Consider the following 26,361-nt stretch of genomic DNA (forward strand, 5'->3'; position numbering starts at 1 on the left):
TGGCAATAGTCTAAGGTCGGGTGCGACGATACCCTAAATATCCGCAACCGGTTATTCAGATAGCCAACAGCGCTGCTTAGAAGTGGACGTTCATTCAGGGACAACTCGGGCAGTGGATCCCGCTGCTAAGTGTCGTTTGATCTCATCCAATCGGAGCGTGGCCGCCTTGCTGGGAAGATGGATAGTCAATCTCTCTTGTTCAGCTTCGTCGAAACGAGCGGCCTTGAGCAACAGGTCACCGATGGCGGCGCGACCGACGACTCTGTCGCCACCGAGCCAGCCGCTCCCAAGCGCGACCTCAGGTGCGAGAATAAGGAGACCATAGGCGTCAGGTGCAAGCTGTTCTATCATGACTTTGGTCCCCGCTCAGCCCTGGTTGCGGCAATAGCTGTAGACTGAGGATCTCGGCTTGGCGACCGGTAGGCGTGACCCAGTCGCAGGCATTCAAACGCCTTTCCCCGCCGCCCACTTTCGGCCGTTCGTTTACCCGGTCAGACGGCAACTTCTTGGTGCGTAAAGCAGTCGCCTGTACGGCCTAAATTGTCACGCGCTAGTGCGATGCCGTCTGAACGTTGCCCTGCCGCAGCAACAATCCTATTATCTCGTCCCGAAATGTGTTTTTCGCTATGGTCACCGTCCTTTTGGGACATTAGGAAATGCTCAGGATCAATGGGGGACCGATGATGGTTTATACCTTCCCGTTTCTGTTTGCTGGCGCCGCACTCGCGATGTCAACGCCAGTCGTTGTCGCCCAAGGCAATTACGCCGCTGCACTGCGGACAATCCTTGCCAAAACGGCTGCCGGTACCTGCCCTGCGGACATGATGCAGCCGAAACTTCTCGAGGCGTGCAAACAGCAGATGCCCAAGATGGGACCTACGCTGGCAGCCAAGGGCCCGATTAAAAAACTGACTTTCTTGAAAGCGGAGCTGACGGGCGATCGCGAGGAGACTTACATGGTGACATTTGAAAAAGGCAGGCCGCAGACCTGGCTCATTGGCGGGCTTGAGAACGGGAAGTTTTCGGGGCTTTACACGGGCGACGAATAGCAGGAACCGTTAAAATTTAGATCTGCTGAGCAAATAGCTGACGTTTTGCTCGTGATTCGAGCACTCCACGATACGAAATGTTGGGCTTATTTGCGCTAAACGAATGACCGCTTTCGGAAATGCGAAATTTCGATTTGGTAGTTACGATAGTAGGCCCAGGTGGAACAGGGATTCACGGCCGAAAGGACCCACAAGCCGACGTTCAGTGGCCTCGTGGAGCTTCCCAAAAGCAGCGTCCATTCAGTTGTGTCTCCCCTTTGGTTCGCAGCAAGCGAAGGGCGGAAGCAATTAGAAGGGCGTCGGTCCGCTCTGCTCTTGAGGACATAGCTCAGAGATCATACGCCGATGCCACCCGGCCTAGCGCGCTATAAGGATGCCCGTTGTGATCCGCTCTTTGCTGCTATCAACCCTGCTGATCGGCGCTGCCGCTCCTACGCTTACTCAGACCGCGCCGACAGCGACTACGATCAGTCCGGTGCAAACCGGCACTGACATCGCGGTTAAATGGCAGACCCCCACCGCGGACCAGGACTTCACCAGCCGCGAGGTTATGATCCCGATGCGGGATGGGGTGAAGCTGCACACGCTCATCATCGTGCCCAAGGGCGCTATCAACGCGCCGATGCTTCTCGAGCGCACGCCTTACGACGCCAACAGCGTACTGTCAGGCAACAGCCCGCACCTGCGCGACCGGCTCTTCCCCGGCGATCGCACCTGGGCCGAGGCCGGGTACGTGATGGTCGAACAGGACATCCGCGGCAAATACGGCTCGCAAGGCAAGTACGTTATGACGCGCCCGGTGATCGGCGCTCTCAACCCCAGCAAGACAGACGACACCACCGACGCTTATGACACGGTCGAGTGGCTGACCCATCATGTGCCCGAGAGCAACGGGCGCGTGGGCATGATCGGCTCGTCCTACGATGGCTGGACGGTGGTGATGGCGCTGCTCGGTCCGCACCCGGCGCTCAAGGTTGCCGCGCCGGAAAGCCCTATGGTCGACGGCTGGATGGGCGACGACTGGTTCCACTATGGCGCCTTTCGCCAGGTCAACCTCGACTATTTCACTGGCCAGACCAGCGCCGCAGGTAAGGGGGAAGCCGTCCCGCGCAGCGGCCGGGACGATTATCAGGAACTGCTGAATGCCGGTTCCGCGGGTGCCTACGCGACGGCCCACGGTTTTGATCAGCTACCCTGGTGGCGGCGGCTGTCGGACCACCCTGCTTATGACGCCCTTTGGCAAGGGCAGGCGCTCGACAAGCTGGTTGCGGCGCATCCCTCGTCCGTGCCGACGATATGGCTTCAGGGTCTTTGGGACCAAGAGGATATGTATGGCGCAGTTCACTCCTACGAGGCACTGGCCGCAGCAGGCCATGCCGGCAACAACCATCTGGCGATGGGTCCGTGGTATCACAGCCAGATCAACGGCACCGGCCGCTCACTCGGCGCATTGAACTGGGCCGGCGATACCACGGCGCTATTCCGTCGCGACGTGTTGGTGCCGTTCTTCGACAGCTATTTGCGGGATGGAGCACCGACCCACCCCTTGCCCGCCGCGCTGATCTACAACCCCGCAGAGGATCATTGGGACCGGTTCTCCAGCTGGCCCGCGATCAGTTCGCAGGGCCTTACACCGATCTATCTGCAGGCCGGCGGCGGCCTGTCGTTTACCCGCCCCGAGGGCGGCGAGAGCAGCTGGGTGGCGGATCCCGCCAAACCCGTGCCCTTCGAACCGCTGCCGGTGAAGATGGGCGACCATCCTACGTGGTCAACCTGGCTGGTGCATGATCAGCGCTTTGTCTCGACACGTACGGACGTGATGAGCTTCGAAACGCCTGTGCTCGATCGGCCAGTGCGGCTGGAGGGTGCGCCCGTCGCCGACCTCTTCCTCAAGACGACCGGCACCGATGCCGACCTCGTCGTCAAGCTGATCGACGTTTATCCAGATAGCTTCGCCGACCAGCCGGAGCTGTCCGGCTACCAGCTGCCAATCAGCCTTGACATCTTCCGCGGCCGGTATCGCAAGAGCTTCGCCGAGCCGAGCGCGATACCGGTAGGCCTTGTGCAGGAGTATAAGTTTCGCCTGCCGACAGTGAACTACACCGTGAAGCCGGGTCACCGGATCATGGTGCAGGTGCAATCGTCACTATTCCCACTCTACGACCGCAATCCTCAGACCTATGTTCCCAACATCTTTTTCGCCAAGCCCGCTGATTACCGGCCGGCAACGATGACGCTGGAACACGGCTCCGCAGCGGGCACCGACGGCAGGGGGGCAAGCGCAGTCCTCCTACCGGTTGTTCCGACCTCCACCGCCAGCGGCCACGGGCTGGAGTAGGAACCGTCAATTCGGTGCAGAACCGAACCACTGGCGTTTAAGCGAGCGCGTCAAAAGGACCCACAAGTGGACATTCAGCCCATTCTTCCCGCTTCCAAACTTCGGACGCTTGTTCATCGGCGCGACCGACCAGCTTACCCCGGCTATCCACCGACGAATGTCGTGATCTGGTGGGGAGAGCGGTCCAACGGCTTTTCGGAACGCTAGTCCTCGTCGTTGAGCGGCCGTGTGTGCCAGCTTGCGTGAAGCGTCGGCACGGCGCTGAACAGCGCCATCATGTAAAACGCGAATGCGGTAAGTTCTTGTTGAGCGACAAGGGCTGACCACACTTGCATCGCGAGGAGGCCTACGGTTAGCCATATGCCTGCGAATGCCGCCACCGCCACCGTCGCCAGTCCGACTAGGAACGAGTCGCGCCGCTGCTGCCGCTCGAATTCGTCTGCGCGCTCGCTAAAGCGGCGCAGCGGACCCCAGATTGGCATGAGGTTGGCGATGAAGAAGCCCACCATGATCAGCCCATAGCCGATCCAGTAGCTGCGGTCCGGATTCACAACGCACCAAAACAGTCCTGCACTCGCCACGACCAGCGCCACCACGGGCGGCCAGCGCAAATGCCGCTTGCGCTGCATGCCCGCAGCCATTGCAGGCACGCCGGTCCACATCACTGACTGATCTAGCCAAGCTAGAAAACGGTGCTGTCGGTTGCTCATTGTTCCACTCCGATCCGCCGCAAGCTGGCGCCGATTGCTTCGAACGGGGTCAGCGAAAAGAGCAGCTCCACCGGTACGGAGAACACCGCGGCGACCTTCAGCGCCAACTCGAGGCTTGGCTTGTAGTCGCCGCGCTCAAGGTAGCCGATCGTCTGCGGATTGACGTCCACCGCCTCTGCAAGCTGCCGGCGTGACAACCCATGCTCAGCGCGAAAGACAGCAATCCTGTTGTGCATAATCTCATTCGAGCCCCGAATCACTACGATTCGTTGTCTTTACACAACATTTTGTGAGTGCCGTCAACACCGTTGGTGCGGTTGGGTACCGGTCAGGCCGCCTTCGCGTCGATGTGATGCAAAACGTTTGCCTTTAGGATCTGGAATGGCCGACATCGCTTCATCGTGATGAACGGACGTCCGCTTTCCAGGGTGCGAATTACCCACCGGAATGTCCGAAGATGGGCGCGAGCGGACGATAAGCTGAACTAAGTTCGTGCTTTCGAGTATATCATCCTCGGCATGATCCGGCGCTCTCATGACCCAATTGCGGTCGTTCCCGCCCCTGGCCGCCTCGCAGACTCCGGCTGTTTTTTAATTGTGAGGAGATGATCAGCGGCGCCAACCTCGTCCGTGGGCGGCGAGAGTTCGAGCCAATCACGCGCGCGATTGATCGGAGCGCTACACGCCGCCTGGCGAGCAGGCTACCAACCCATATCGCCTGCCGCGATCTCTCGATCACGCTCGGCAAGCTCTGCCTCGTCCGCCGGGCACATGGTCGACATGCCTTCGCTGGCCGCACGCTCCTGAATCTCTTCGACGAACGGCCGCAACCCGTCTTCATAATGACGGAACGCGGACGCATGATTGTCGGGATAGCGCTCCAGCGCGGATGCCAGACGACCGGCACCGATGATGGCCATCGAACCGCCGAGGCCCGCTAGCGGCGAGACGCAATACCCCGCATCCCCCACCAACACGACCCGCCCGCGAGACCAGCACGGCATCCGGATTTGATTGATCCGGTCAAAATAGAAATCGTCGTCCCCGGCGACGGATGCAAGCATGGCCGGCACCTTCCAACCCAGTTCGCCGAACTGTTCCTCGATCAACTGGTGCTGCTGCGCGCGATCGCGATAATCATATGCGATCTCGCTCTCCGTACGGAAACCGAAGCCGATGTCAGTACGATCATCATAGCCGTTAAGCATCGCCATCCGCCCGGGCGTCCGGAAAACCTCTGTCGTATCGGCGGGGAGCAACCCGGTGTCCGGTACGACCTTCAGGAAGAAGTACCCGCCCATGAAGTAGGTGAACTGATCGCCACCACCGAACACCAGCCGCCGCGTGTTCGACCGGTTGCCATCGCACCCGACGACCAGCGCGACGTCACGCCGCTCGCCATTGTCCAGGGTCACTTCTACCCCGTCGCCGCGCTCTTCAAGCCCCGTCATCGACCGGCCAAATAGCAGTTCGACATCGTCCGCCACCGCATCGAACAATATGTCCAGGAGGTCGTCGCGATGGATTTCATAACGTACCTCGGAGGCTTGATCCCCGCTCACGCCCATGAAACCCAAAGTGGAGTCATCCGCATTCTTAAACACAAAGCGGCGAGACGGCAGCGCCCTGGCCCTGACACGGTCAACGAGGCCCATCCGCTTGAGGATATCGATCGTCTCACCCTCGATGTCGACGGGCGTTCCACCACGCCGTAATCCCTGCGCCGCCTCAATGAGGGTGACGCGATAGCCAAGCCGGTTCAACCCATAGGCGGTTGCAAGACCGGCAAAGCTTGCACCGCTGATGAGGACGGCACCACGATCGGGAAGAAGGTCAAGCGTGTTGCGGGTTGACGGAACCATAAGGGCATCTCCAACATGGATATGCCCTAGATATATACTGAGTATACTTAGATGAGCAATACGGCGAATGATGCGCAGATGGACCGTCGGACCCGAAAGCGCCTGGCGACCCGCCAAGCCATATCCGACGCTGCGACGTGCCTCTTCATGGAGCGTGGTTTCGATCAGGTGACGATCGACGAGATCGCGAACGCTGCCGATGTCGGGCGCATGACGGTGTTCAATCACTTTCCCCGCAAGGAGGACATGTTCTTCGATCGAGAAGAGGAGGCGCGCAATCTCGCGTTTGACACGATCCGTTCGCGCCCATCAGGAACCTCGCCGATCGAAGCCCTGGGCGCACTGGCCCACCAGATGATTGAACAGCCGTCTGAGGCCTTTCCTCTATTCGAACATACGCAGGCCTTCGTCGAGACGGCACTGGCCAGCGAGACGTTGAAGGCACGCGGGCGCCAGATGCGCGACCATTTCGTTCAGGATTTGGCCGCCCTTTTTGAAAAAGAGCACCCCGATTGGGACGATGATATGCTCGCCTATTTGGCCGCCGGGCTGATCGCCTCGGCATGGAGCACGGCGTTCCTACGCGCGCACGCCGAACTCAGCCGTACGGGCGATGTACAGGCAGCGAAGCGCGTGTTCCTCGCCATCATCGACCGAGGCATCGTTGGCACGCTTGCCGCGCTTGACGGCAGACCCCTGTTAGGCACGACCTGACCAAGTTGCGGATGTTCAAGCCGGATAAGGTAAAGCTCGATATCGGACATCGAAAAAAATCGTGAAGCAGCGATGGGGTTGAGAAGAGACGGTTCGATCAATCGACACGCGGCGCGCTATGGCCTTAGGATCGCCGCTCCACCGCGACAGGGGGCCGAACTGCATTTCATCGACACGCGCCGCACACTTTTACGCTCGGCGATGCTCGCCCCAATAGGGTTTTGGACCCCAGGAAAAGCCCTCGCCGCCGGCATGGCGGCGGATGGCGACATCGGACGGGGCATTTCGATCGAACTCGCGCAGCGGCGCGCGGCGCAGATCTCAGCGATCCACTACGACTTGTCGCTCGACCTGACCGCGGCGGACACCGCAACGGGCACCGTCACGATACGCTTCGATCGTGTGCAGAACGGCGGTGATCTGGTCTTAGACTTTCGCGGACCGGTGTTGGCCGATTTGACCGTCAACGATCGCCCGCTGTCCACCACGGGGCGGGTCGACGGCCATCTCGTCCTGTCCGCAGCGCTCTTGAAGACCGGCGCCAACGTGGTCGCCGCGCGGTTTGCAACGCCGATTGCGGCATCGGGGGCGGCGATCATCCGCTATCACGACGACAAGGACGGCCAGACCTATCTCTATACGTTACTTGTCCCCTCCGACGCCAACCTGCTATTCCCGTGTTTCGACCAGCCCGATCTGAAGGCGCGGTTTCGCTGGACGCTGACAGCGCCACCAGCGTGGACGGTGATAGCCAACGGCCCGCTCGACACGCAACAGCCGACGACCGGCGTCACGCGTTGGCGCTTTGCTGAAACCGAGCCGATACCCACCTATCTGGCCGCCTTTGCCGCCGGGCCCTGGACGCACTGGACGTCGGCACCAGCGGGGGAGCGGCCGATCAACCTGTACGCGCGGACCTCGCGTCGTGCCGAGGTTGACGCCGAGGCGCAGATCGCGACCAACCGCGCTGCCGTACGCTGGCTCGGCGACTGGTTTGGTGTCCCCTTCCCCTTCGCCAAGCTCGACCTGCTGCTCGCGCCGGCCTTCCCGTTCGGCGGCATGGAGCATGTGGGCGCGGTCTTCTACAACGAGGATCGCTTCATCTTCCGCGAACCCCCGACGCTGCCGCAGCGGGTCGGCCGCGATGCCACCATCTATCACGAGATCAGCCATCAATGGTTCGGCGACGATGTCACGATGCGCTGGTTCGACGACCTGTGGCTGAAGGAGGGTTTCTCGACCTACATGGCCGCGCGCATCCAGGCCGAGCTTCAGCCCGACAGTAACGCCTGGACCACCTTCTTGCTGTCGACCAAGACGCCCGCCTATCGGGCCGATGCCACCAGCGGCACGCAGGCGCTGTGGCAGCCGCTAGACAATCTCGATGCCGCAAAGAGCAATTACGGTCCGATCGTCTACAACAAGGCACCAGCGGTCATCAAGCAGCTCGCTTTCCTAGTCGGCGAGACGGGGTTCCGCCGCGGCCTCAACCGCTTCCTGAGCGACCACGCTTATGGCAACGCGACCTGGCAGGACTTGCTTGGCGCGGTCGGTCACGCGTCGGAGTTCGATCTGACCGCCTTCGGCAGCCAGTATATGCTGCGCGCCGGCCTTCCGCGCGTGGATACGCAGATCGAGGTGACCGGCGACAGGATTGGGTCGCTGACGCTCGTCCAGCGACCGGTGCGATCACTTCCCGGCGACCGCGGCGGCGCATGGCCGATGAAGGTGCGCGTGCGGCTGGGCTATCGGGACCGGGCGGACGTCGTGCTCGACGCAGCATTCGACGGCGGCAAGGCCATCGTCGCGGGGGCGGCGGGGCTCCCCGTCCCGGACTATGTCTGGCCGAATGACGACGATCAGGGATATGGCCTGTTTCTGCCCGACGACCGCACCGTCACCTGGATCGTCAAGAATGTGAGCACGGTGAAGGATTCCCTGCTGCGCGCGCTGCTGTGGAGCGCGGTGTGGGACACGGTCCGCGATGTCCGCTTCGCCCCGATGCGTTACATCGCCATGCTACTCGATCACCTGCCCGCCGAAATCGACGAGCAGATTTCGCGCACCATCCTGTCGCGTGGCGCGACTGCGCTCGACGTCTACCTGCCCGACGGCGCGTCGGCACCGCTGCGGCCCCATTGGGAACAGGCGCTGCTCGCCCGCATCGACGGCCCCACCCTCGGCTACGGCCTGCGCAAGGATGCGCTCGATCGTTTGATCGCGACCGCGCGGACGCCACTTGCTCTCGCCCGGTTGCACGACCTTCTCGCCGGCCGCGCAACATTGTTCGGTGCCGCGGTCCGCCAGCCGACGCGCTGGGCGATCGTCCGCCGCCTTATCGCCGTTGGTGCGCCCGACGCCGCGGCGCTGTTCGCCGCCGAGCAGCGGCTCGATCGATCAAGCGAGGCGGTGAAGGACGCGTTCGTCGCCCGCGCCGCCACGCCTGACCGCTCGGTCAAAACGTCCTACTTCAGCCGTTACTTCGACGATGCCGCGCTCAACGAGGCATGGGCAAGCGAAAGCCTTGGCGCGTTCAACACGATCGAGGAGGCAGCTCTTACCCTGCCATTCCTCCGCCCTGCGCTCGACCGACTGGAGTGGATCCGCCAGAACCGGCGGATTTTCTTCCTGCCTGCCTGGATCGATGCATTCATCAGCGGCCAGCGCGATCCTGCGGCACTCCAGGTGGTTGACGGGTTTCTCGATGCGCACCCCGCCTTGCCGATCGACGTGCGCCGCAAAGTTCTGACCGCGCGCGACGAACTGGCCCTGACCGTCCGCATCAGAGCCGCGACATTCGAAGGGAGAGCCTATTCAAGCGAATGAAGACCCAGAACCGGTCATTCATCAGCAGCGGCGCGCATCGCAATTGCAGTCATCCGTTCATCAGGTGAAGTCGAGGTCGATCCTCAGCAAGGAGCGTCCGTGCGGCTTGATGAGCCATGGTCCATTGCCTGGTAACTGTGGCGCCCGGAGGGGTCCGATGTGCAGCAGCATCACCAACTGCTCACGGCGGCTTGCGTCCGATCGGGCGATCGGGGAGATGCTATCTCGGGGGTGACAATGATCAAAGACCGAGAACACGTAAAACTCGAACGGCTGAGCTTCTTCTCGGACGCGGTGTTCGCCATTGCGATGACGCTGCTGGTGATCGAGGTCCGCCTACCCGAATTGCACGGGGCGACAGACAGATCGCTGGCGCAGGCGCTGGTGAACCTGATGCCGAATTATATCGGCTTCATCATCAGCTTCCTGGTGATCGGTCGGTTCTGGACAGGGCATCATCGCTTGATGGCGATGATCGACGCGGCTGACCCGTCGCTGGTCCGCGCTAATCTGCTGCTGCTGATGGCGATCGCCTTCATGCCGTTCCCGACCGCGGTGCTGAGTGACTATTCGCTGCTGCGCGTCGCGATCGGTTTCTACACTGCCTATCTGATGGTGGTCGGTCTTGCGAACGTGCGGGTCATCACGGTGGCGTTGCGGCATCTCGCCCGGAACGATCCCGAGGCGGCGGAGGATGCGCGCCGGCTACGCCGATCGATGTGGTCGCCGATTATCATTGCTGGCGCCGGGTTCGCGGCGGGCATGGTGTCGCCGGCGGCGGGTCTCATTTCGATGATCGTGGTGACGCCGTTCGTCCTTCTGCTGCTGACCAGGCTCGGTGGTCGATCGGATCAACGGTGATGGCCGCCGTCGCGCATCCTGATCGGCGTCGGACCGCCGTCCGCCCCGAACGTACCGACCGACTATTGTCGCTCGGTGCCGCCATCCTGTTCGCAGCGGCGGTGGCGGCGATCGTGCGGGGGCATGCCCAATGGCGGATGGTGCCGCCACTGATCTGGTTGCACCTCCTGACCATCCTCGTCGCGACGACGCTGACACCGGTGATGCTACTGCGCATGCGCGGTGATCGGCGACATCGGACCACCGGCAAGGTCTGGATGGCCGCAATGCTGGCGACCGCGATAACCTCGCTATTCATCCACGTCTCCGGCCCGGGCCAGTTCAGCGTCATCCACCTGCTCTCGCTTTGGACGCTGATCCAAGTGCCGCTGATCTGGTGGACTGCACGCCGCCACGACGTCACCCGGCATCGCCGTGCCGTGCATGGCATGGTGATCGGCGCGTTACTCGTAGCCGGCTTCTTCACCTTCCCGTTCCATCGGCTGCTCGGTACTTGGCTATTTCGCTGATCTGCGCTGGTTAATTGTCCTGCTGGGCGACAGATGATCCATCACGCCACACACAGACCCAATGTCGGTCATTCAGCGCCCTCAAGGCAGCACCCAAACCGGCCGCCGGTTCATGTAAACGGACCGACCGCTTAAGCGCGCCCAGCCAGCCGCTCGGAACGGCCGAGATCGGGACTTAATTCCCGGCGAGCTATACTTTCGGCCGGTGAGCTGGTCGCCGTTGCATCCCCGCCCGTTCGCGCTATGTTCGAAGAAGGGGGTGCGCGTGGCCTTTCAAATCCTTTCGCTTTCTGGAGGCGGGTTCCTCGGCCTCTACACCGCCGCTATGCTGGCGGAGCTGGAGGAGCGGTCGGGCAAGCCGCTGAACCAGTGCTTCGACCTGATCGCGGGCACCTCGATCGGGGGCATCATCGCGCTCGGCCTCGCCGCCGGACGCTCGGCCAGCGACATCCGCGATGCCTTCATCGAACATGGACCACGCATCTTTCCCCGCGCCCAGCCGAAGACGAAGACCGCCTCGCTCGTCCGATTCGCGCGCAACGTTCCCAAGCCGCTCTACGGCCCCGCCCCGCTGCGCGACACGGTAGAGCAGATCGTCGGCAAGGACACCCCCATGTCGGACCTGGTCCGGCCCGTCGTGATTCCGGCCGTGAACCTTACCAAGGGCGGCCCCAAGGTGTTCAAGACCCGGCATCATCCGCGCTTCGTGCTGGACTGGCGCCTGAAGGTGGCCGACGTGGCGCTCGCCACCTCCGCTGCGCCCACATACTTCCCGGCGCACCGGATCGACGACGAGCTCTTCGCCGACGGCGGCATGTTCGCGAATTCGCCCGACATGATCGCGATGCACGAGGCCGAGATGTTCCTCGGCGCGCGGCGCGACGACATCCGAGTGCTCAGCGTCGGGACGACCACCACCGACTTCGCCATGTCCAGCTCGCTCAACCCGGACTTGGGGGTGTGGGGGTGGACGAGAAACCAGAGGCTCACCGACGTGATGATCGGGTCGCAGCAGGCGTTGACCAACGATATGATGAAGCACGTCCTCGACGACCGCTACATGCGCATCGACCGCCGTCAGGCCGACGAGCAACGCCGGGAGCTCGCGCTCGACGTGGCGACGCCAGGCGCGGTCGCGAACCTGCAGTCGATCGCCCGCGCCTCGTTCGCCGAGGTGTCGGGGGACGAACGCCTGCGTGCGTTCCTCGCGCACGAGGCGCCGCCATTCACGTTCGTCAACGCGAGCATCTGAGGCCCCATGTCCCGCGCCGCACGCCTGTTCCATTCCAAGTCTGACCAGACGCTCTACTCGCGCATCACGCCGTCCAGCGACCAATTCGCGACGCAGCAGGCGCGGTGGAACGACCTGGCCGACTTCCTAAAGTCGCGGCTCAAGGACGACACGGGCTACGCGATGAGCACTTGGCTCCAGGGCTCCTACAAGTTCGACACCCAAATCCGCCCGTGGGAATCCGGCGCCGAGTTCGACATCGACCTCGGCCTCTACTTCGAATGGTCCGGCGACGACGAGGACGGCGAATATGAGCCCGAAGGGTGCTGTCAGTCTAACGCGAACCGTTCTCCACACGATGCAGGCTGGTCTTTGAAGGTTGCAGCCTAGTTCGCAAGGATCTGCCACTCCGCCAGCGCGGCGGAGCGTCGTTCCTTGTAGGTCTGGCGGTCGATGAGGTGGCGTTCCAAGTTGAAGTGATTGTGGACGTTGGCGTGGACGGAAGCGAACTTCTGAAGCGTCTTCATCTGCCTGAAGCGCAGCATGGCTCGCTCCCGTCGTCGGAACGGTAGATGGCTGTTCTCGACCCGGTTGTTCGCCCAGCGACCAATCTCCTGGCGTTCCCTGCAGCCCAGTTCGTCCAACGCAGCACCGTAGCTGCGCAGACCATCAGTTGTAATGGTGTCGGGCGAGCCATGCCGCTTCATCGCCTTCTTCATGAAGGCCAGCGCTGCACCCTTGTCGCGTGTCTTGGTGACATAACTTTCTAGCACCTCGCCTTCGTGATCCACTGCACGCCATAGATAGACCATTTCGCCGTTCAGCTTCACGTACATCTCGTCAAGATGCCATCGCCAGTGGCGAAAGTTACGCATGCAGCTCACGCGTGCCCGTCGGATGTCACCGGCAAAGAGTGGCCCGAACCTGTTCCACCACAGCCGCACCGTCTCGTGGCAGATGTCGATCCCGCGCTCGAACAGCAGGTCTTCCACGTTCCGCAACGACAGCGGAAAGCGCACATACATCAGCACCACCAGCCGGATCACCTCAGGTGACGAGTTGAAACGTCGAAACGGGCTGGGCGGCAAGGCCCTCGATTTCCGGCTCATCCCCTACCGTTATCAGCCCCTGCCCCGCCTGCCACGTTGGTTTGACGGAGCCCCACAAATAGATCTGACACTTCGCTGGCACTGAAGGGACTGCTCGATCCGGCTACTGCCCTTCCCGCCAAGGAAGTCCGAATAGGGTGCTGTCAAACTAACCCGAAATTGGTTCGTTTTCATATTCGAAGGTGACAAGAGGCGTCATTCCGATTCAATTTAGCAAGAACGAAGTAGCGTACTATAAAGAACATAAGGAGCTTATGAACCTTGGAAATACGACGCCAACCACGCTGGTTTGTAGCTGCCCCATAGGTTTGACAGTACCGAGTTGGCGGCTCTTCTCCAGAAGCGACATTTCGCTTCTACTCACCTTTGGACGCTTGTACACTTCGCAACGGGAAACCACGACCAACGGTCTGGTCCCGCCTAGGCTGGTGGGACAAGCTGATTGGCAATGCTCATAGCTGCTGACCATACTGTTGCCCGCGCAGAGGCTAAATCCACGGGCGCGCCACGCCCATGGACGAATGGGACTGTAAGCGCCGCGCGCGCTTGTCCTGCTATACTGACCGGCGCCGAGATATCGGTGATGCCGGTTAGGACTGGGCTAGGAGCCACACATCCGCCATCTCTAGCAATCGTGTCGAGCTCAATCGCCAGGGCATGCTCATCGATAGGCTCCCCTGCTTCACGGATCTCGTCAATCATCGCCCGCCGCGCCTCCGCGGATTGGAATGCAAGTAAGACCCGACCTGACGCGGAGCGATGAAGCGGCCGTCGATAACCCGCGCGCACAGCAAAGCCAATAAATCCTGGCGCTTCCACGCCGGTAATGACGACCATCTCTGCGCTAGAATGAACCCCCAAATGACCACTCTGCCCGGACTTGCGTGCAAGATCATGCATTATTGGGACGGCAGCTGTTAAGAGGTCGCGGATCGCAGGCCGTCCCATGCTCAACGAGAGGAGACGGTTGGTCAAGCTAAAGCCGCTCTCGGTTCGCGATATGTAACCAAGCTCCCCGAGGACCTGAAGCACTCGGTAGATCTCGCCAACCGATCGCCCCAACCCCGTCGATATCTCACCAGCATTAAGCTCCTCACCGGCTTGCGCCAGATACTCCAAGACCTCAAGACCTTTGGTCAGCGCCGGCGCTTTGTAGCGGGATTGCTTGATCATAGATTTTCCCGCGTATTTCAACTATGCGGACAAAATGCAGACGGTCGACAAATTGCTCACGACGCTGCTCTCAGGAACACGGTCTTTATTAGCACAGCATCTCCGTTGTACGCAGCGATCGTGAACACCACCGCAAAGGCTTAAGAAAGCCGGGTCGGACTTCGAAGCCCGACCCGGAGATATAGGTCGGTCAATAAGTCAGGCGTGCGATCACGCTGATGCGCCGATCATTGAGTACATAGGATTGAGGACGGCTGGCAATGCCATAGTACGTACGGTTCTCGGTGTTGGTCAGGTTCGTGCCGTCCACTGTCAGCGCGAAATGGGGCGCTATGGTGTAAGTTATCGAGGCATCGAGCTGTCCCCGCGCCGCGTTGAAGATCGGCAGATTGCCGCTCCCGTTCCCCGCCGTCGTCACCACGTACTTGCTACGCCAATTGTAAGCGGCGCGTGCCGACAAAGGCCCACGATCGTAGAAGCCAATGACATTATAGCTGTACTTCGACAGTTGTTCGAGTGGGACCAGCAGGCGATTTCCAGACGTATCAGTTGCGCCCGGGCTAGGCGCCTTGCTGTCTACGAAGGTAAAGTTAGCTTGCGTTCCAAAACCCGAGAGCCACCCCGGCAAGAAGTCGAAGAAGGTGTTGGCGCCGACCTCGAAGCCCTTGATCTTACCGTTGTCGCCATTGACCGGCCGCGTAACCTGATACGTATACGTGTTGTTACCAAAACTGTAGTTTTCCGGTCCCGTTATATTGGCAATGAAACCATCGACCTTCTTGTAGAACCCGGCAGCGTACAAAGATCCGGTCCGCGAGAAGTAGTACTCCAGTGAGGCATCAAACTGGGTTGCCGTCAGGGGCTTCAAATTTGCATTACCTGACGTCGCTACGCGCTGGCCGCCGGTAGCGACAAACTCGTTGATGGAGACGTTTGGATTGAGCTGGGTGAAATCAGGACGGGTGAGCGCTTTCGATCCGGCGAGGCGAAGTTGTAGCTTCTCGGTGAGGTGGAAGGTGAGGTTAACGCTTGGCAAAAACTTAGTATAATCTGAATCAACCGAGATCGGCACGAACGACACCGGACCATTGCCGAAGATAGGCAGCCCGGTCGTCGTGTCCACGCCGGTCTGCACCTGAGGTGCACGGCTTTCGAAACCCGAGGTCCCGACCTTCGTCTTCACGACGCGCAAGCCGATGTTGCCGTCGAACGGCACGGCAAAGTCGCTCGTGCCAAATCGTGCCACGCCATAGGCCGTGTACGTCTTTTCACTCTGCGTATTGCGGTCGCTCGGCTGATAGCCAACACCGTTGAGAAGGGCTTGAGTTTGCGACGGGTCGACATAGGGGGCCAACGCAGCTCGCGTGGCGTCGTAATCGAGGACGATATTGCGATCGAAGAAGATCGCGCCCTCCGGCACACCCTGGTAGCCGCGGTACACTTCCCCGCGGAAGGGACGCAGTTCGTACAAGGATGACGCCAGCGGGCGGATCAGACCGTAGTAGGCATAGGTGCTGCTATCGGTCACTGCCGACCGATCGGTATAGCGAAGGCCGACTGCGATCGACTTCAGGAAACCGTCGAAGGTGTACTTCGCGTCGAGACGTCCAGCGTACTCCGTGCCCACCGAGTGCTCGATATGGTCCAGATAGCCCGCACCCGACGCGTAATTGGCGGGGTCGGTGGTCAAACCGTTGCCGTTCGCAGCGTTTGCGTCGGGCGAAATTAGCATTGTCGGGACGCCATTACCGGTCGCCAAGAACAAGCTTTCCGCAGTCGAGCCGAGGATGACGATTGATCGCTGTCCGTCAGTCGTTCCGCGGATATACTGGAAGTCGCCGTTGATCGTGAGGCGATCAGATGGCGTCCATTTCGCGTTCAGCGAATAGTCGCTGGTCACGGAATGACGCGTTTCCAGACTAGTATTGGCGTTTGTCGGAACGTTGACGAACGTTCCGCTGCGGAAGTTACCATCTTCGTCGTATGTGAACGGTTTGGTAAAATCCGGAGTGATTGGATTGTCGCCGGTATAAGCAAAGTAACTGTAGTCGGCATAACGGAATTTGTAGTCCGAACGGATATATTCGCCCGTAAACTGCAGCGTGTCGGTGGGCTTCCATTGCAGCGCGACGTCGATACCGAGGCGACGCCGGTCGCCGAGATATTCGCCGATGCCGACGCCGTGCGATAGATACGTCGGCTTGCCCGTCCGGCCCAGGCCCGCGGCTGTCGCTGCATCGACGGGGTTCACGAACGTGCCGTCCGCGTTACGTGCTTCGTTCAGCAAGTAGAACGGCTGGCTAGAGATTTGATCCTGACGGAAGGCCGTCTGCTGAAACGCAACATCAACCAGCACGCCGATCTCGCCGATGCCGGTGTTCCAGCGATCAGAGACCAGCAAGTTGGCTTGCGGTTTGCTGGCGCCGTACAGATCGTAATAATTCACTCCACCCGACGCGGAGAGCTTGAAGCCGTCGAAATCGAACGGCTTGCGGGTGCGAAGGTTGATGAGGCCGCCGATGCCACCTTCAATCAATTCCGCCGAGGGGTTCTTGTAGACGTCGACACCTGCAAGAAGCTCGGAAGGAACATCCTCAAGGCTGAGCGATCGGCCGCCGCTTGCGGTGAAAATGTCCCGGCCGTTGATCTCAGTGCGGACCTGGCTGAGGCCGCGGATGGCCACGGAGCTGCCCTCGCCGTAGCTGCGCTGGATCTGCACGCCCGTGATGCGCTGCAACGCTTCGGCCACGTTGCGGTCAGGCAGCTTGCCGATGTCTTCGGCAACGATTGAGTCAACGATCTGGTCGGCGTTACGCTTGATGCTCTGGGCACTCGACAGGCTTGCGCGGACGCCGGTCACGACGATGTCGCCGTCCGGCACGCCGCTGCCAGCCTGTTGGTCAGCGACACCCTGATCACCGCTGGGCGGAACGGTGGCACTCTGGCTCGCAGCGTCTGCCGGTTGAGTGGCGGGCGTAGGGAGCGGTGCAGGAGCGGTCTGGGCAAACACTGGCGTGGCCATGCCGATCAGCACAGCAGCAGCTGACACTCCGGTAGCTAGCTGAAGGGTGCGCACTCTGCGTGCAGCGGCCAATTTCTTCATCACATTCCTCTCCTGATCGCCGACCCCTGAACGGGATGCTGTGAGATCTCATAGACTTATGTACGACAATATGAAATATGAAAAATGCTTTTACCGGTGCATATGCCATGGGGGGGGGGCTCGAATGGCCGCATAGTTGGCGAACATCAGGAGGGAGCGCGTGCTGGTATGTCGATGAAGGTCACGAGCATGAGGGACGCTGCAGCCGCCTCGATTGGCCTGCTCCTGCTTGCAGCGCTGCCCGCATCAGCTACGGAAAAAACGTATTAAAGCTCGCCGGAGCGGCGCACCACGGTGGAACGGGATTGGGGACCATGGCTTGGTCCGTTTCGCGCCAAGTTGGTGCCAGTGCTGATGCAGGACTTTGGCGAGCGCTACATCTACCGTGATGCCAACGCCGCTCTTCCACCGCCGCATGTGAGCGAGCAGCGTGTCGTGTTTATCGGTGATTCGATCACAGATCGGTGGAACCTGGCGTCAAGCTTTCCAGGAAAGGCTTACGTCAACCGCGGTATCGGCAGCCAAGTAACGTCGCAGATGCTGTTACGCTTCCATCAGGATGTCATTGCGCTGCAACCTACCGTGGTGGTCATCCTCGCTGGGATCAACGACGTGCAAGGCTTCCTACAGCAGGAACGGCCGGATCAAATCGAGGCAAACTGGGAAGCGATGGCAGATCTTGCCGATCGCCATCGTATTTCAATCGTCTTCGGTGCCCTGCTTCCGATTAACGATTACACCAACGCCGCGCGCGACGTGGTCAAGGAGCGCAACCCAGCCGAGCTGCGCGCGCTCAATGCATGGCTGAAGGCATTTTGCGTGCAGCGTGGCTATGCTTTTGCCGACTATCATGAAGCGCTGGTGGATCGGCGCGGCCTGATGGATGCACGCTACACGAACGATGGCGTCCACCCGCTGGACAACGGCTATGCGCGCATGGCGCCGATTGCCGCTGCCGCCATCGCAAAGGCACTGAGGAAGACACGATGACGTCTATCGATCGCCGCACCCTACTCGCGGGAAGCGCTGCGCTGGGTATCGGCCATGCCGCAGGCGCGGTTCCTCAAACTCGTGCAACATCATCGCCGCGATCAGCATTGCGACCGGTGAGCGTACCTGCACCGCGTAGCTTTACCGGCGATTGGTCATCCCTTACGTCCGGCTACACAGCACCAGACTGGTTTCGAGACGCCAAATTCGGAATTTGGGCACACTGGTGCGCGCCATCTGTGCCAGCGGAGCTGTCAGTTTAATGCGGACGCGTCTCGGCAGGTTGAGGATGGTCTTTTGAGAGCGAGGTTTAGCTGACAAGCGCCTGCCACTCCGCCAGCGCGGCGGAGCGTCGCTCTCGATAGGTCTGTCTGTCGATGAGGTGTCGTTCCAAGCTGAAGTGGTTGTGGACGTTGGCATGCACTGAGGCAAACTTTTGCAGCGTCTTCATCTGCCGGAACCTCAGCATCGCCCGCTCTCGTCGTCGGAACGCCAGGTGGCTGTTTTCGGCCCGGTTGTTGGCCCAGCGACCCACCTCCTGACGATCACGGCAGCCAAGCTCGTTCATCGCAGCGCCGTAGCTGCGCAGACCGTCGGTGGTGATCTTATCTGGCGAACCATGATGCTTGAGCGCCTTCCTCATGAAGGTCAGCGCTGCCGCCTTGTCACGGAACTTGGTGACGTAGCTTTCCAGCACCTCACCTTCATGATCGACCGCCCGCCACAGGTAGACCATCTCACCATTCAGCTTCACGTACATCTCGTCCAGATGCCAACGCCAGTGGCGAAAGCCACGCATCCGGCTCACCCGCTGTTGGCGGATATCGCTGGCGAAGATTGGTCCAAACCTGTTCCACCAGAGGCGCACGGACTCGTGGCAGATGTCGATCCCCCGCTCGAACAGCAGGTCCTCTACGATCCGCACGAAAGCGGAAAGCGCACGTACATCAGCACCACCAACCGGATCACCTCAGGTGACGAGTTGAAGTAGCGAAACGGGCTGGCGGGCGTGCGCGGGCGGGGCATACCGCCGCCCTACCCGCTTTCGATTACCAGCGAGTGCATTTCGTTTGACGGGGCCGGTCTGACAATACTCTTCATCCTTATGAGCTTAGTCTCACCATTACGACGCCATGCGGAGCGACTTCCGCCTCGTATCGCCCAGCGAGGCGCCCTAGGTCCTTGTGCGTCCAGACGTCTCGACCGCGCAGTCGAAGCGAAGCGGGAAGGCCAAGATCGGTCCAGCTTGCCGTCATGCGCACCGGTGATTCCCCACGGTTCCAAAGAAGGAGGGTGCGTCCACCGTCAGCCATTTGCTTGACCCAAACCTCTTTGTCGCCATCGCGGATCGCCCTGTGACCCTGTTGGCCGAGCGTGTCTTGGTTGACCGCGATAACGTCTCGGTTGAGCAGGATGTCGCGAGTTGCGGGCGACATGTTCGCAACGTCGTTGCCCGCGATCAAGGGAGCGGCCATAATCGCCCAGAGCGAGAAATGTGAGCGATACTCGACATCGCTAAGCCCGCCATTGCCAACCTCGAGCATATCCGGGTCGTTCCAGTGACCGGGTCCTGCGAAGGGCCATAGCGGCTCGTTCATGTCGACAATTGACGCCACGCCCCAGCTATATTTGTGCTTGCCCTGCCACTTGTCTGTGATGTCGCCGGTGGTCCTCCACAGGTTGCCGATCTTCGCGCCCCAGAGCCACGGCTTGGAGTTGCCCCATTCGCACAGCGAGAAGACGATCGGGCGCCCGGTAGCCTTGAGCGCGTCCGCCATCGTCGCATAAGCCTCCTCGGCGTTTCGTACCCCGCTCGAGCACCAGTCGTATTTGAGATAGTCGACGCCCCAACGAGCATACTGCACAGCATCCTGATACTCGTGGCCCTGACTACCCGGTCGACCGCCGCAGGTCTTCGTGCCGGCGTCCGAGTAGATGCCGAACTTCAGCCCCTTGCTGTGAATGTAGTCCGCAAGCGCTTTAAGGCCGCTTGGGAAACGCTGCCGATCCTCGGTTATGAACCCATCGACGTTGCGGGTGCCATGCCAGCAGTCGTCAATCACAACGTATTGGTACCCCGCCGCCTTCATGCCATTCGAGGCGATTGCGTCTGCGGTGTCCCTGATCACGTTTTCGTTAACATCGCAGGCGAACTTGTTCCAGCTGTTCCATCCCATCGGCGGGGTGGGGGCAAGCCCATTAGCCACCCGCTTCGGATCCTTGGAAGGCGCGAGTGTGTTTGGGTCCGTGTCGAGCACCTCCTGCGCCAGCGCTGGTGTGACAGCATGAAGGAACAGCACGGCTGCAGACAGGAGCTGCGTCATTCGTCTCATCGAGGTCTTCTCTCTAGGTGTGGAGGTCGTTCATGCGATACAATGGCGAGCAACATAGTTCTCATTCGGTGGCCAGAGCTGCTTCGCTCGTAAAGAGCCTTTCAGGCCAGCTATCTGGCGGCGCAGGCTGTCACATGCGACCGAACCCAAGAGCGGATCGAGTTCTACCATGACTGAGGCCGCCCAGTGACAAGCGCGAGTAGACTAGCGACACAATATTCCTTACAGAAGTGGGAATATGGACTATCTCAAATATTACAACGTCGCCCGATTTCCTAAATCACTGGATTATCTTGGTTTTGCACCGCATAAATCATCCTCGACCTCAATTACCAGCTTGAAGTGCAAAGTAGATTTTTGATTGCAAGACAGTGGTTAATTAAGAAAATGATCTAAGCCCGTCGGGGCACGCTCACTTGGCACCGCAGGCGATCGGGGTGGTGGCGCTGCCGATGCGGATGCTCGACACGTCGATGCCGAGCGCACCGCTGCTCGCCAGTTCGAACGGCTTGGTCACCTTGTTCATCGCGATCCCCTGATTGGCGAAGCACCGCAGCGGCACCGCCACGGTCGCCCAATCACCCACCGCCAGCCGGTTCGTCAATGGGACCATCGCGGACTTACCCGTATCCGCGATGCCGACGCTGACCGTCCCGGTCGGCTTGGCGGTGACGCGGTAATCGACGATCAGGCTGAGATCGCCGTTGGATTCGCGCGTCAGGTCGATCGGCATCGCCTGTTCGATTCCGACGCTGCCGGCGCCCTTGTAGGCGAGGCGCAGGCTGTCCTCCTGCCCGCTGCGGTCGGTGCGGGTCTGCACCGCCGCGCCGGTCGTGCCGATTCGCGCGCCCCCGGCGACGCGGCCGCGGACGAACAACGCATTCTGGTCGCCCGCCGCGATCTTCGGCTTGGTCTCGTCGAGCCGGGCGAGTGTCGCCTTGTCGGAATAGGTCAGGCCGAAGCCGATCGGGAACAGCGGATCATAGCCCGGATCGGTGCGGTTGAGCACATTCTGGTCGATCCGCTTGGGCCAGCTGAAGCTCAACTTGCCGTGGAAGTCGGCGACCGGACGGCCGCTCTTGCCCGCGACCAGCACGTCGGCGACGCCGCCGCCCTCGGTCCCCGGCAGGAACGCCGCGACGAAGGCATCGGCGGCGTTCAGCTCGGGATTGACCCACATCGGCCGGCCCGAGAGGAAGACCGCGACGGTCGGCACCCCCGCCGCCTTCAGCGTCTTGAGCAAAGCGAGGTCGCTCTTGTCGTCGGGGCTGTATTCGAGGCTCGGCCGGTCGCCGGTGAATTCGGCATAAGGCGTCTCGCCGAACACGACGATCGCGACGTCGGGCTTGGCGGTGAAGGCACCGTCGACCGCCAGCGTCGCCTTGCCGCCGGCGGCACGCGTCGCCGCATCGATCCCCGACCAGATCGACTGGCCGTTGGGGAAATCCTTGTTGGCGACGTCGGTGCCCTGCCAGGTGATCGACCAGCCGCCGGCCTGCTGGCCGATATTGTCGGCACCGCGCCCGGCGACCAGGATGTTGGCGCCCGGCTTCACCGGCAGCACGCCGCCGTTGTTCTTGAGCAGCACGAGCGATTCACGCACCGCCTGCCGCGCGATCGCGCGATGCTCCGGCGCGCCGAGTAGCGCGAACTTGCCCGACATCGGCCGCGCCGAGGGCCGGCCGTTGTCGAACGTGCCGGCGATCACCTTGACGCGCAGGATGCGGCGCACCGCATCGTCGAGCCGCGCGGCGGGGATCGTGCCGGCCTTCGCCTCGCGCAGCGTATTGGCGTAGAGTTCCTTCCACTTCGGGCCGGAATACATGAACATGTCGAGCCCGGCGTTGATCGCGGGCGCGCAATCCTCGTTGGTACAGCCGGTCACCTGGCCGTGCGCGTTCCAATCGCCGATGGTGAACCCCTGGAAGCCCCAGCGGTCCTTGAGCACGCCGGTGAGCAGGCTCTTGTTGCCCGTCATCTTCTCGCCGTTCCAGCTCGAGAAGCTGGGCATCACGGTCAGCGCGCCGGCGGGCAGCGCGGTCATATAGCCCGCGCCATGTACCTCGCGCAGCACCGTCTCCGACACGCGCGTATCGCCCTGGTCGTGGCCGCCGGTGCCGCCGTCGCCGAGGAAATGCTTGACCGAGGCGATGACATGGCCGGGCTTCATGAAGTCCTGCCCGATCGTGCCCTGGATGCCCTCGACCATCTGGCCGGCATAGGAAGCGACGATCGCCGGGTCTTCGGAATAGCTTTCGTAGGTGCGGCCCCAGCGGTCGTCCTGCACCACCGCGACGGTCGGCGCGAAGCTCCAGTCGATGCCGGTCGCGGCGGTCTCGGCGGCGGTGACCGCGCCGATCTTCTTGATGAGCGCGGGATCGCGCATCGCGCCGAGGCCGATGTTATGCGGGAACAGCGTCGCGCCGACGATATTGTTGGCGCCGTGCACCGCGTCGGTGCCCCAGATCACCGGCACCACCGGGCGGCCGTCCGTGCGCTTGACCGAGGCGTCGTAGAAGGCGTCGAACAGCTTGAGCCATTCCGGCGCGGGCGCGAATTCGTCGCCGTTGGGCGCGGAATTGCCGCCGTTGAGGATCGAGCCGAGCTTGTACGTCTCGAGATCCCCGGGCGTGATGCTGGCGATGTCGACCTGGATGAGCTGGCCGACCTTGTCCTCGATGCTCATCTTGGCGAGGATCGCGGCGACGCGCGCCTCGACCTTGGCGTCGCGCTTCAATTGCATCGGCAGCAGCGGCCATTGCTCGGGATGCGCGGTGGCGGCGGCGGCGCTTGCCGCCTGCTGCTGCGCAACCGCGGGCGACGCGCCCGACATCAGCGCGAGTGCTGCGCAAGCCGTACCGAACCTCAAAACCATCATCCTCTCCCCGGGAGCCATCTTCGTGGCGATGATGCAGCCAAGCAGTGTCGCCACCCGGTTGTCAACAATACATATTTCAATTTGGCTTTTTCAACATGGTGTGCTTCCTGTCGGCGCAATAATGGCGTCCGACAGGATGCCGCTCAGGGAGGACGATGATGGCGGTACGCTCTGGCGCAGCAGGATCCGAATGGGTGCTGGCAACGATGTCGCTCACAGGCGATGCCAGTGCGCAGACCTACAATTCAATCGATGCCGATCTTCCTACCGGGGGCGAAGCCAACCGTAAGCCTACGTCCGCGTTGATCGCGAACGGCCTCGTGCTCGTCAGCCTGACGGCGACCGAGGCGACGGGCAACGCGCTTTCGAATAATCTCCATTCGCATGGAGCCAAGGATCCGGCCGATCACGGTCTGACCACGCTGGCGCCGATAACGCTAGCAACCGCCGTGGCCGGCACCGTGATCGGTGAAGAAACCGTATTACGCGTGACGCTTCCCAACCGAACCGCGACGCCGGCGATCCAAACCAAGCTGACGATCATGAACGGCGACGGCTGCCAAGTGCAGCCCGCCCGCTTTGGCGACAAACACGTGTCGCTGTTCCTGGGAGAGACACGGAAGGTCACCGTGCGCCATCCTACGACCAGGGCGAAGGCGACCCGCATGACCCTAGGTGACTGGAACGTCACCCCAACGATGGAGAAAGAACGTTGAAGACGATGCTTCTCGCTGCCGCGCTGATCGCCACGCCCGTCGCGGCGCAGACCATCGCCTCGCCAGATGGGCGACTGGCGGTCACGCTGGCTACGAGCAACGACGGCCAGCCGAGCTATACGCTCAACGTTGCGAGCCGCACCGTCGTTGCCCCATCGCCGCTCGGGCTCGAATTTGAACAGTACGCCAAACTGTCGAACGGCCTTCGCACCACGGCCGTCGAGACGACACGCGGTGAAGACCGCTATACGCTACCTGCGGGCAAGGTGGCCGCGGTCGCCGACCGCTACAACCAGATCGTCGTCCACATGGCCGAAGCGGAGGGCAAGCACCGCCGTCTCGACCTGATCATCCGCGCCTACGACACCGGCATCGCCTTTCGCTATGCCATCCCGCAGCAAAGTGACCTGACGACGCTGCGGATCGCCAACGAACTGACCCAATTTGCCTTCGCTGGTGACTATGCCTGCACCGGCCTCAATCTCGGCAGCTTCGGTACGAGCCACGAAGGCGAATACGATCCCGTCCAAGCTGCCGCGATCCGGCCGCACAACCTCTACGAACTGCCGCTCGTTTGCGACGCCGAAAACGGCGGCCCGACGATCGCGATCGCCGAGGCGGCGGTCGAAAACTGGTCCGCGATGTATCTCACCGGCACTGAGACCGGCGCGCTCGGCGTCGCAGCGAAGCTCACCCGACGTCCCGATGATCCCGCCATCGCGGTGAAGCTCGACGTGGGCGGTGGAGTGGTGTCGCCATGGCGGGTCGTCATGGTCGCCGATAATACGGGCAAGCTGATCGAGAACACGCTGCTGACCAGCCTCAACCCAGCGCCGCGGGGCGACTTTGCTTGGGTTAAGCCAGGCAAGACCGCCTGGGACTGGTGGTCCGGCCCGCTGCTCGCCGGCGTTCCACAAGCCGGGTCCAACGCTGCGACCGAACGCGCCTTCATCGACTTCGCGGCCTCGCTCAGACTGCCGTACATGATGATCGACGATGGTTGGTACGTTAACAGTGGTACCGGGCCGCTCGTCCTACCCGGCGCCGATCCGACGAAACCGATCGCCAAACTCGATCTGCCGGGTCTCGTTACTTATGGACGACAGCGTAATGTCGGTCTCATCCTGTGGATGAACTGGGAATTGCTGGACCGCAATATGGAGGCGATACTTGCCTCGGTCGAACGGCTCGGTGCGAAGGGGATCAAGGTCGATTTCATGAACCGCGACGATCAGGAGATGATAGGCTTCTACCACCGGCTCGCCGCCGCGACCGCGCGACATCATCTGCTGCTCGACCTGCACGGTGCGACGCATCCCTGGGGAATGACGCGGACATGGCCCAACTTCCTGACGCAGGAAGGCGTGCTGGGCGCGGAATATAACAAGTGGACGACGCGGATCACCGCGCGCCATAACATCACGCTCGCTTATACGCGGATGCTTGCGGGACCACTGGACTATACTCCAGGTGCGTATCGCAATGCGACACCGGCGACGTTCCGGATCGCCGCGACGGGTCCGCAGACCCAAACGACACGCGCCGCCGAACTCGCGAAATACGTCGTCTTCGAGAGCCCGCTTCAGTCCATCGCCGACACGCCCGATGCCTATCGCGGCCAGCCGGGTCTCGACTTCCTAGCCGAGGTGCCGGCGAGCTGGGATGAGACGCGTTTCATCGCTGGTACGCTCGGCCAGTCGATTGTGCTGGCGCGGCGCAAGGGCGACAGCTGGTATCTTGGCGCGATGACCGATGCCGCACAGACGATCGCCGTACCGCTGGGATTCCTCGGCGAGCGCCGCTACGTCGCCCGGACGTGGCAGGACGGCGCGACGCCCACCGACCTCGCTACCGCCAGCCGGACGGTCGGAGCCACCGACAGCCTCGCGCTGACCCTCGCCGCCTCCGGCGGCGCGGTCGCCGTCCTCGCGCCCGTCCGCTGATCCGCTGGAGACACCGT

21 protein-coding genes and 1 pseudogene are annotated in these 26,361 nt (G+C 61.7%); 12 read left to right on the top strand and 10 right to left on the bottom strand.

All coding sequences use genetic code 11. The features are described 5' to 3' along the window. Positions 1-90: 90 nt before the first annotated feature. On the bottom strand, positions 91-351 hold the full coding sequence (locus SFC76_RS12720) for a hypothetical protein (RefSeq protein ID WP_322849810.1): 261 nt from the start codon (positions 349-351) through the stop codon (positions 91-93). Between the two features lie 329 nt (positions 352-680). On the opposite strand from SFC76_RS12720, the gene SFC76_RS12725 reads away from it, so the two are divergent. Then, the gene (locus SFC76_RS12725) at positions 681-1,049 is read left to right on the top strand and encodes a hypothetical protein (protein ID WP_322849811.1); all 369 of its coding nucleotides are present in this window, start codon (positions 681-683) and stop codon (positions 1,047-1,049) included. Positions 1,050-1,431: 382 nt separating this feature from the next. Next, on the top strand, positions 1,432-3,387 hold the full coding sequence (locus SFC76_RS12730; RefSeq protein WP_416222419.1) for a CocE/NonD family hydrolase: 1,956 nt from the start codon (positions 1,432-1,434) through the stop codon (positions 3,385-3,387). Positions 3,388-3,590: 203 nt separating this feature from the next. On the opposite strand, the gene SFC76_RS12735 is transcribed toward SFC76_RS12730, so the two are convergent. The 3 genes from SFC76_RS12735 to SFC76_RS12745 all read right to left on the bottom strand — a co-directional run bounded on the left by SFC76_RS12735 (position 3,591) and on the right by SFC76_RS12745 (position 5,958). After that, the gene (locus SFC76_RS12735) at positions 3,591-4,097 is read right to left on the bottom strand and encodes a hypothetical protein (RefSeq protein ID WP_322849812.1); all 507 of its coding nucleotides are present in this window, start codon (positions 4,095-4,097) and stop codon (positions 3,591-3,593) included. Then, positions 4,094-4,333: a helix-turn-helix transcriptional regulator gene (locus SFC76_RS12740; protein ID WP_038661358.1), complete on the bottom strand. Its 240-nt coding sequence runs from the start codon at positions 4,331-4,333 to the stop codon at positions 4,094-4,096. Before SFC76_RS12740 ends, SFC76_RS12735 begins: the two co-directional genes overlap by 4 nt. A gap of 464 nt (positions 4,334-4,797) precedes the next feature. Next, positions 4,798-5,958 carry an FAD-dependent monooxygenase gene (locus SFC76_RS12745; RefSeq protein ID WP_322849813.1) on the bottom strand — a complete coding sequence of 387 codons (1,161 nt, stop codon included), beginning with the start codon at positions 5,956-5,958 and terminating at the stop codon, positions 4,798-4,800. Positions 5,959-6,009: 51 nt separating this feature from the next. Between SFC76_RS12745 and SFC76_RS12750 the strand changes: the two genes are divergently transcribed. The 6 genes from SFC76_RS12750 to SFC76_RS12775 all read left to right on the top strand — a co-directional run bounded on the left by SFC76_RS12750 (position 6,010) and on the right by SFC76_RS12775 (position 12,489). Then, positions 6,010-6,672, top strand: a complete 663-nt coding sequence (locus tag SFC76_RS12750) for a TetR/AcrR family transcriptional regulator (protein ID WP_322849814.1) — start codon at positions 6,010-6,012, stop codon at positions 6,670-6,672. 252 nt (positions 6,673-6,924) lie between these two features. Continuing rightward, positions 6,925-9,498: a M1 family aminopeptidase gene (locus tag SFC76_RS12755; RefSeq protein ID WP_322849815.1), complete on the top strand. Its 2,574-nt coding sequence runs from the start codon at positions 6,925-6,927 to the stop codon at positions 9,496-9,498. A 159-nt stretch (positions 9,499-9,657) separates the two neighbouring features. Further along, positions 9,658-10,359: a TMEM175 family protein gene (locus SFC76_RS12760; RefSeq protein WP_322849816.1), complete on the top strand. Its 702-nt coding sequence runs from the start codon at positions 9,658-9,660 to the stop codon at positions 10,357-10,359. Next, a complete protein-coding gene (locus SFC76_RS12765) occupies positions 10,359-10,868 on the top strand; it encodes a DUF2306 domain-containing protein (protein ID WP_322850040.1) in 510 nt (169 codons plus the stop codon). Before SFC76_RS12760 ends, SFC76_RS12765 begins: the two co-directional genes overlap by 1 nt. 205 nt (positions 10,869-11,073) lie before the next feature. After that, positions 11,074-12,120: a CBASS cGAMP-activated phospholipase gene (locus SFC76_RS12770; protein WP_322849817.1), complete on the top strand. Its 1,047-nt coding sequence runs from the start codon at positions 11,074-11,076 to the stop codon at positions 12,118-12,120. Positions 12,121-12,126: 6 nt separating this feature from the next. Beyond that, on the top strand, positions 12,127-12,489 hold the full coding sequence (locus tag SFC76_RS12775) for a cyclic GMP-AMP synthase DncV-like nucleotidyltransferase (protein ID WP_322849818.1): 363 nt from the start codon (positions 12,127-12,129) through the stop codon (positions 12,487-12,489). On the opposite strand, the gene SFC76_RS12780 is transcribed toward SFC76_RS12775, so the two are convergent. From SFC76_RS12780 to SFC76_RS12790, 3 genes are all read right to left on the bottom strand, one after another. Beyond that, entirely contained in the window at positions 12,486-13,208 is a 723-nt protein-coding gene (locus SFC76_RS12780) for an IS6 family transposase (protein WP_322849819.1), read from the bottom strand. The two genes, SFC76_RS12775 and SFC76_RS12780, sit on opposite strands and share 4 nt — an antisense overlap. Before the next feature lie 420 nt (positions 13,209-13,628). Continuing rightward, positions 13,629-14,381, bottom strand: coding sequence for an IclR family transcriptional regulator (locus tag SFC76_RS12785; RefSeq protein WP_322849820.1), 753 nt, complete (start codon positions 14,379-14,381; stop codon positions 13,629-13,631). Between the two features lie 190 nt (positions 14,382-14,571). Next, entirely contained in the window at positions 14,572-17,484 is a 2,913-nt protein-coding gene (locus SFC76_RS12790) for a TonB-dependent receptor (RefSeq protein WP_322849821.1), read from the bottom strand. 354 nt (positions 17,485-17,838) lie between these two features. Here SFC76_RS12790 and SFC76_RS12795 point away from each other — a divergent pair, with 354 nt between their 5' ends. Continuing rightward, the gene (locus SFC76_RS12795; protein ID WP_322850041.1) at positions 17,839-18,474 is read left to right on the top strand and encodes a GDSL-type esterase/lipase family protein; all 636 of its coding nucleotides are present in this window, start codon (positions 17,839-17,841) and stop codon (positions 18,472-18,474) included. Then, on the top strand, positions 18,471-18,737 hold the full coding sequence (locus SFC76_RS12800) for an alpha-L-fucosidase (RefSeq protein WP_322849822.1): 267 nt from the start codon (positions 18,471-18,473) through the stop codon (positions 18,735-18,737). Before SFC76_RS12795 ends, SFC76_RS12800 begins: the two co-directional genes overlap by 4 nt. 47 nt (positions 18,738-18,784) lie before the next feature. On the opposite strand, the pseudogene SFC76_RS12805 reads toward SFC76_RS12800, so the two are convergent. The 3 genes and pseudogenes from SFC76_RS12805 to SFC76_RS12815 all read right to left on the bottom strand — a co-directional run bounded on the left by SFC76_RS12805 (position 18,785) and on the right by SFC76_RS12815 (position 23,685). After that, positions 18,785-19,500: pseudogene (locus tag SFC76_RS12805) on the bottom strand (IS6 family transposase). A gap of 77 nt (positions 19,501-19,577) precedes the next feature. Beyond that, positions 19,578-20,798 (bottom strand): glycoside hydrolase family 27 protein, encoded by a 1,221-nt coding sequence (locus SFC76_RS12810; protein WP_322849823.1) that lies wholly within the window; start codon positions 20,796-20,798, stop codon positions 19,578-19,580. Between the two features lie 421 nt (positions 20,799-21,219). Then, on the bottom strand, positions 21,220-23,685 hold the full coding sequence (locus tag SFC76_RS12815; RefSeq protein ID WP_416222420.1) for a glycoside hydrolase family 3 N-terminal domain-containing protein: 2,466 nt from the start codon (positions 23,683-23,685) through the stop codon (positions 21,220-21,222). A 155-nt stretch (positions 23,686-23,840) separates the two neighbouring features. On the opposite strand from SFC76_RS12815, the gene SFC76_RS12820 reads away from it, so the two are divergent. Both SFC76_RS12820 and SFC76_RS12825 read left to right on the top strand, forming a co-directional pair. After that, complete coding sequence (locus SFC76_RS12820; RefSeq protein WP_322849824.1) at positions 23,841-24,401, top strand: hypothetical protein; 561 nt, start codon at positions 23,841-23,843, stop codon at positions 24,399-24,401. Positions 24,402-24,406: 5 nt separating this feature from the next. Continuing rightward, positions 24,407-26,344 carry a glycoside hydrolase family 97 protein gene (locus SFC76_RS12825; protein WP_322850043.1) on the top strand — a complete coding sequence of 646 codons (1,938 nt, stop codon included), beginning with the start codon at positions 24,407-24,409 and terminating at the stop codon, positions 26,342-26,344. Positions 26,345-26,361: the final 17 nt, after the last annotated feature.

It is taken from the genome of Sphingomonas sp. CD22, assembly GCF_034556155.1.
Classification (GTDB): Bacteria; Pseudomonadota; Alphaproteobacteria; order Sphingomonadales; family Sphingomonadaceae; genus Sphingomonas.

Bases quoted from the DNA above. Each gene is read 5' to 3' on its own strand.
- SFC76_RS12785 (WP_322849820.1), bottom strand. From the start codon at position 14,381: ATGATCAAGCAATCCCGCTACAAAGCGCCGGCGCTGACCAAAGGTCTT.
- SFC76_RS12790 (WP_322849821.1), bottom strand. From the start codon at position 17,484: ATGAAGAAATTGGCCGCTGCACGCAGAGTGCGCACCCTTCAGCTAGCT.
- SFC76_RS12745 (WP_322849813.1), bottom strand. From the start codon at position 5,958: ATGGTTCCGTCAACCCGCAACACGCTTGACCTTCTTCCCGATCGTGGT.
- SFC76_RS12765 (WP_322850040.1), top strand. From the start codon at position 10,359: ATGGCCGCCGTCGCGCATCCTGATCGGCGTCGGACCGCCGTCCGCCCC.
- SFC76_RS12815 (WP_416222420.1), bottom strand. From the start codon at position 23,685: ATGATGGTTTTGAGGTTCGGTACGGCTTGCGCAGCACTCGCGCTGATG.
- SFC76_RS12740 (WP_038661358.1), bottom strand. From the start codon at position 4,333: ATGCACAACAGGATTGCTGTCTTTCGCGCTGAGCATGGGTTGTCACGC.
- SFC76_RS12825 (WP_322850043.1), top strand. From the start codon at position 24,407: ATGCTTCTCGCTGCCGCGCTGATCGCCACGCCCGTCGCGGCGCAGACC.
- SFC76_RS12820 (WP_322849824.1), top strand. From the start codon at position 23,841: ATGATGGCGGTACGCTCTGGCGCAGCAGGATCCGAATGGGTGCTGGCA.
- SFC76_RS12750 (WP_322849814.1), top strand. From the start codon at position 6,010: ATGAGCAATACGGCGAATGATGCGCAGATGGACCGTCGGACCCGAAAG.
- SFC76_RS12810 (WP_322849823.1), bottom strand. From the start codon at position 20,798: ATGACGCAGCTCCTGTCTGCAGCCGTGCTGTTCCTTCATGCTGTCACA.
- SFC76_RS12795 (WP_322850041.1), top strand. From the start codon at position 17,839: ATGCAGGACTTTGGCGAGCGCTACATCTACCGTGATGCCAACGCCGCT.
- SFC76_RS12725 (WP_322849811.1), top strand. From the start codon at position 681: ATGATGGTTTATACCTTCCCGTTTCTGTTTGCTGGCGCCGCACTCGCG.
- SFC76_RS12800 (WP_322849822.1), top strand. From the start codon at position 18,471: ATGACGTCTATCGATCGCCGCACCCTACTCGCGGGAAGCGCTGCGCTG.
- SFC76_RS12735 (WP_322849812.1), bottom strand. From the start codon at position 4,097: ATGAGCAACCGACAGCACCGTTTTCTAGCTTGGCTAGATCAGTCAGTG.
- SFC76_RS12720 (WP_322849810.1), bottom strand. From the start codon at position 351: ATGATAGAACAGCTTGCACCTGACGCCTATGGTCTCCTTATTCTCGCA.
- SFC76_RS12780 (WP_322849819.1), bottom strand. From the start codon at position 13,208: ATGAGCCGGAAATCGAGGGCCTTGCCGCCCAGCCCGTTTCGACGTTTC.
- SFC76_RS12755 (WP_322849815.1), top strand. From the start codon at position 6,925: ATGGCGGCGGATGGCGACATCGGACGGGGCATTTCGATCGAACTCGCG.
- SFC76_RS12775 (WP_322849818.1), top strand. From the start codon at position 12,127: ATGTCCCGCGCCGCACGCCTGTTCCATTCCAAGTCTGACCAGACGCTC.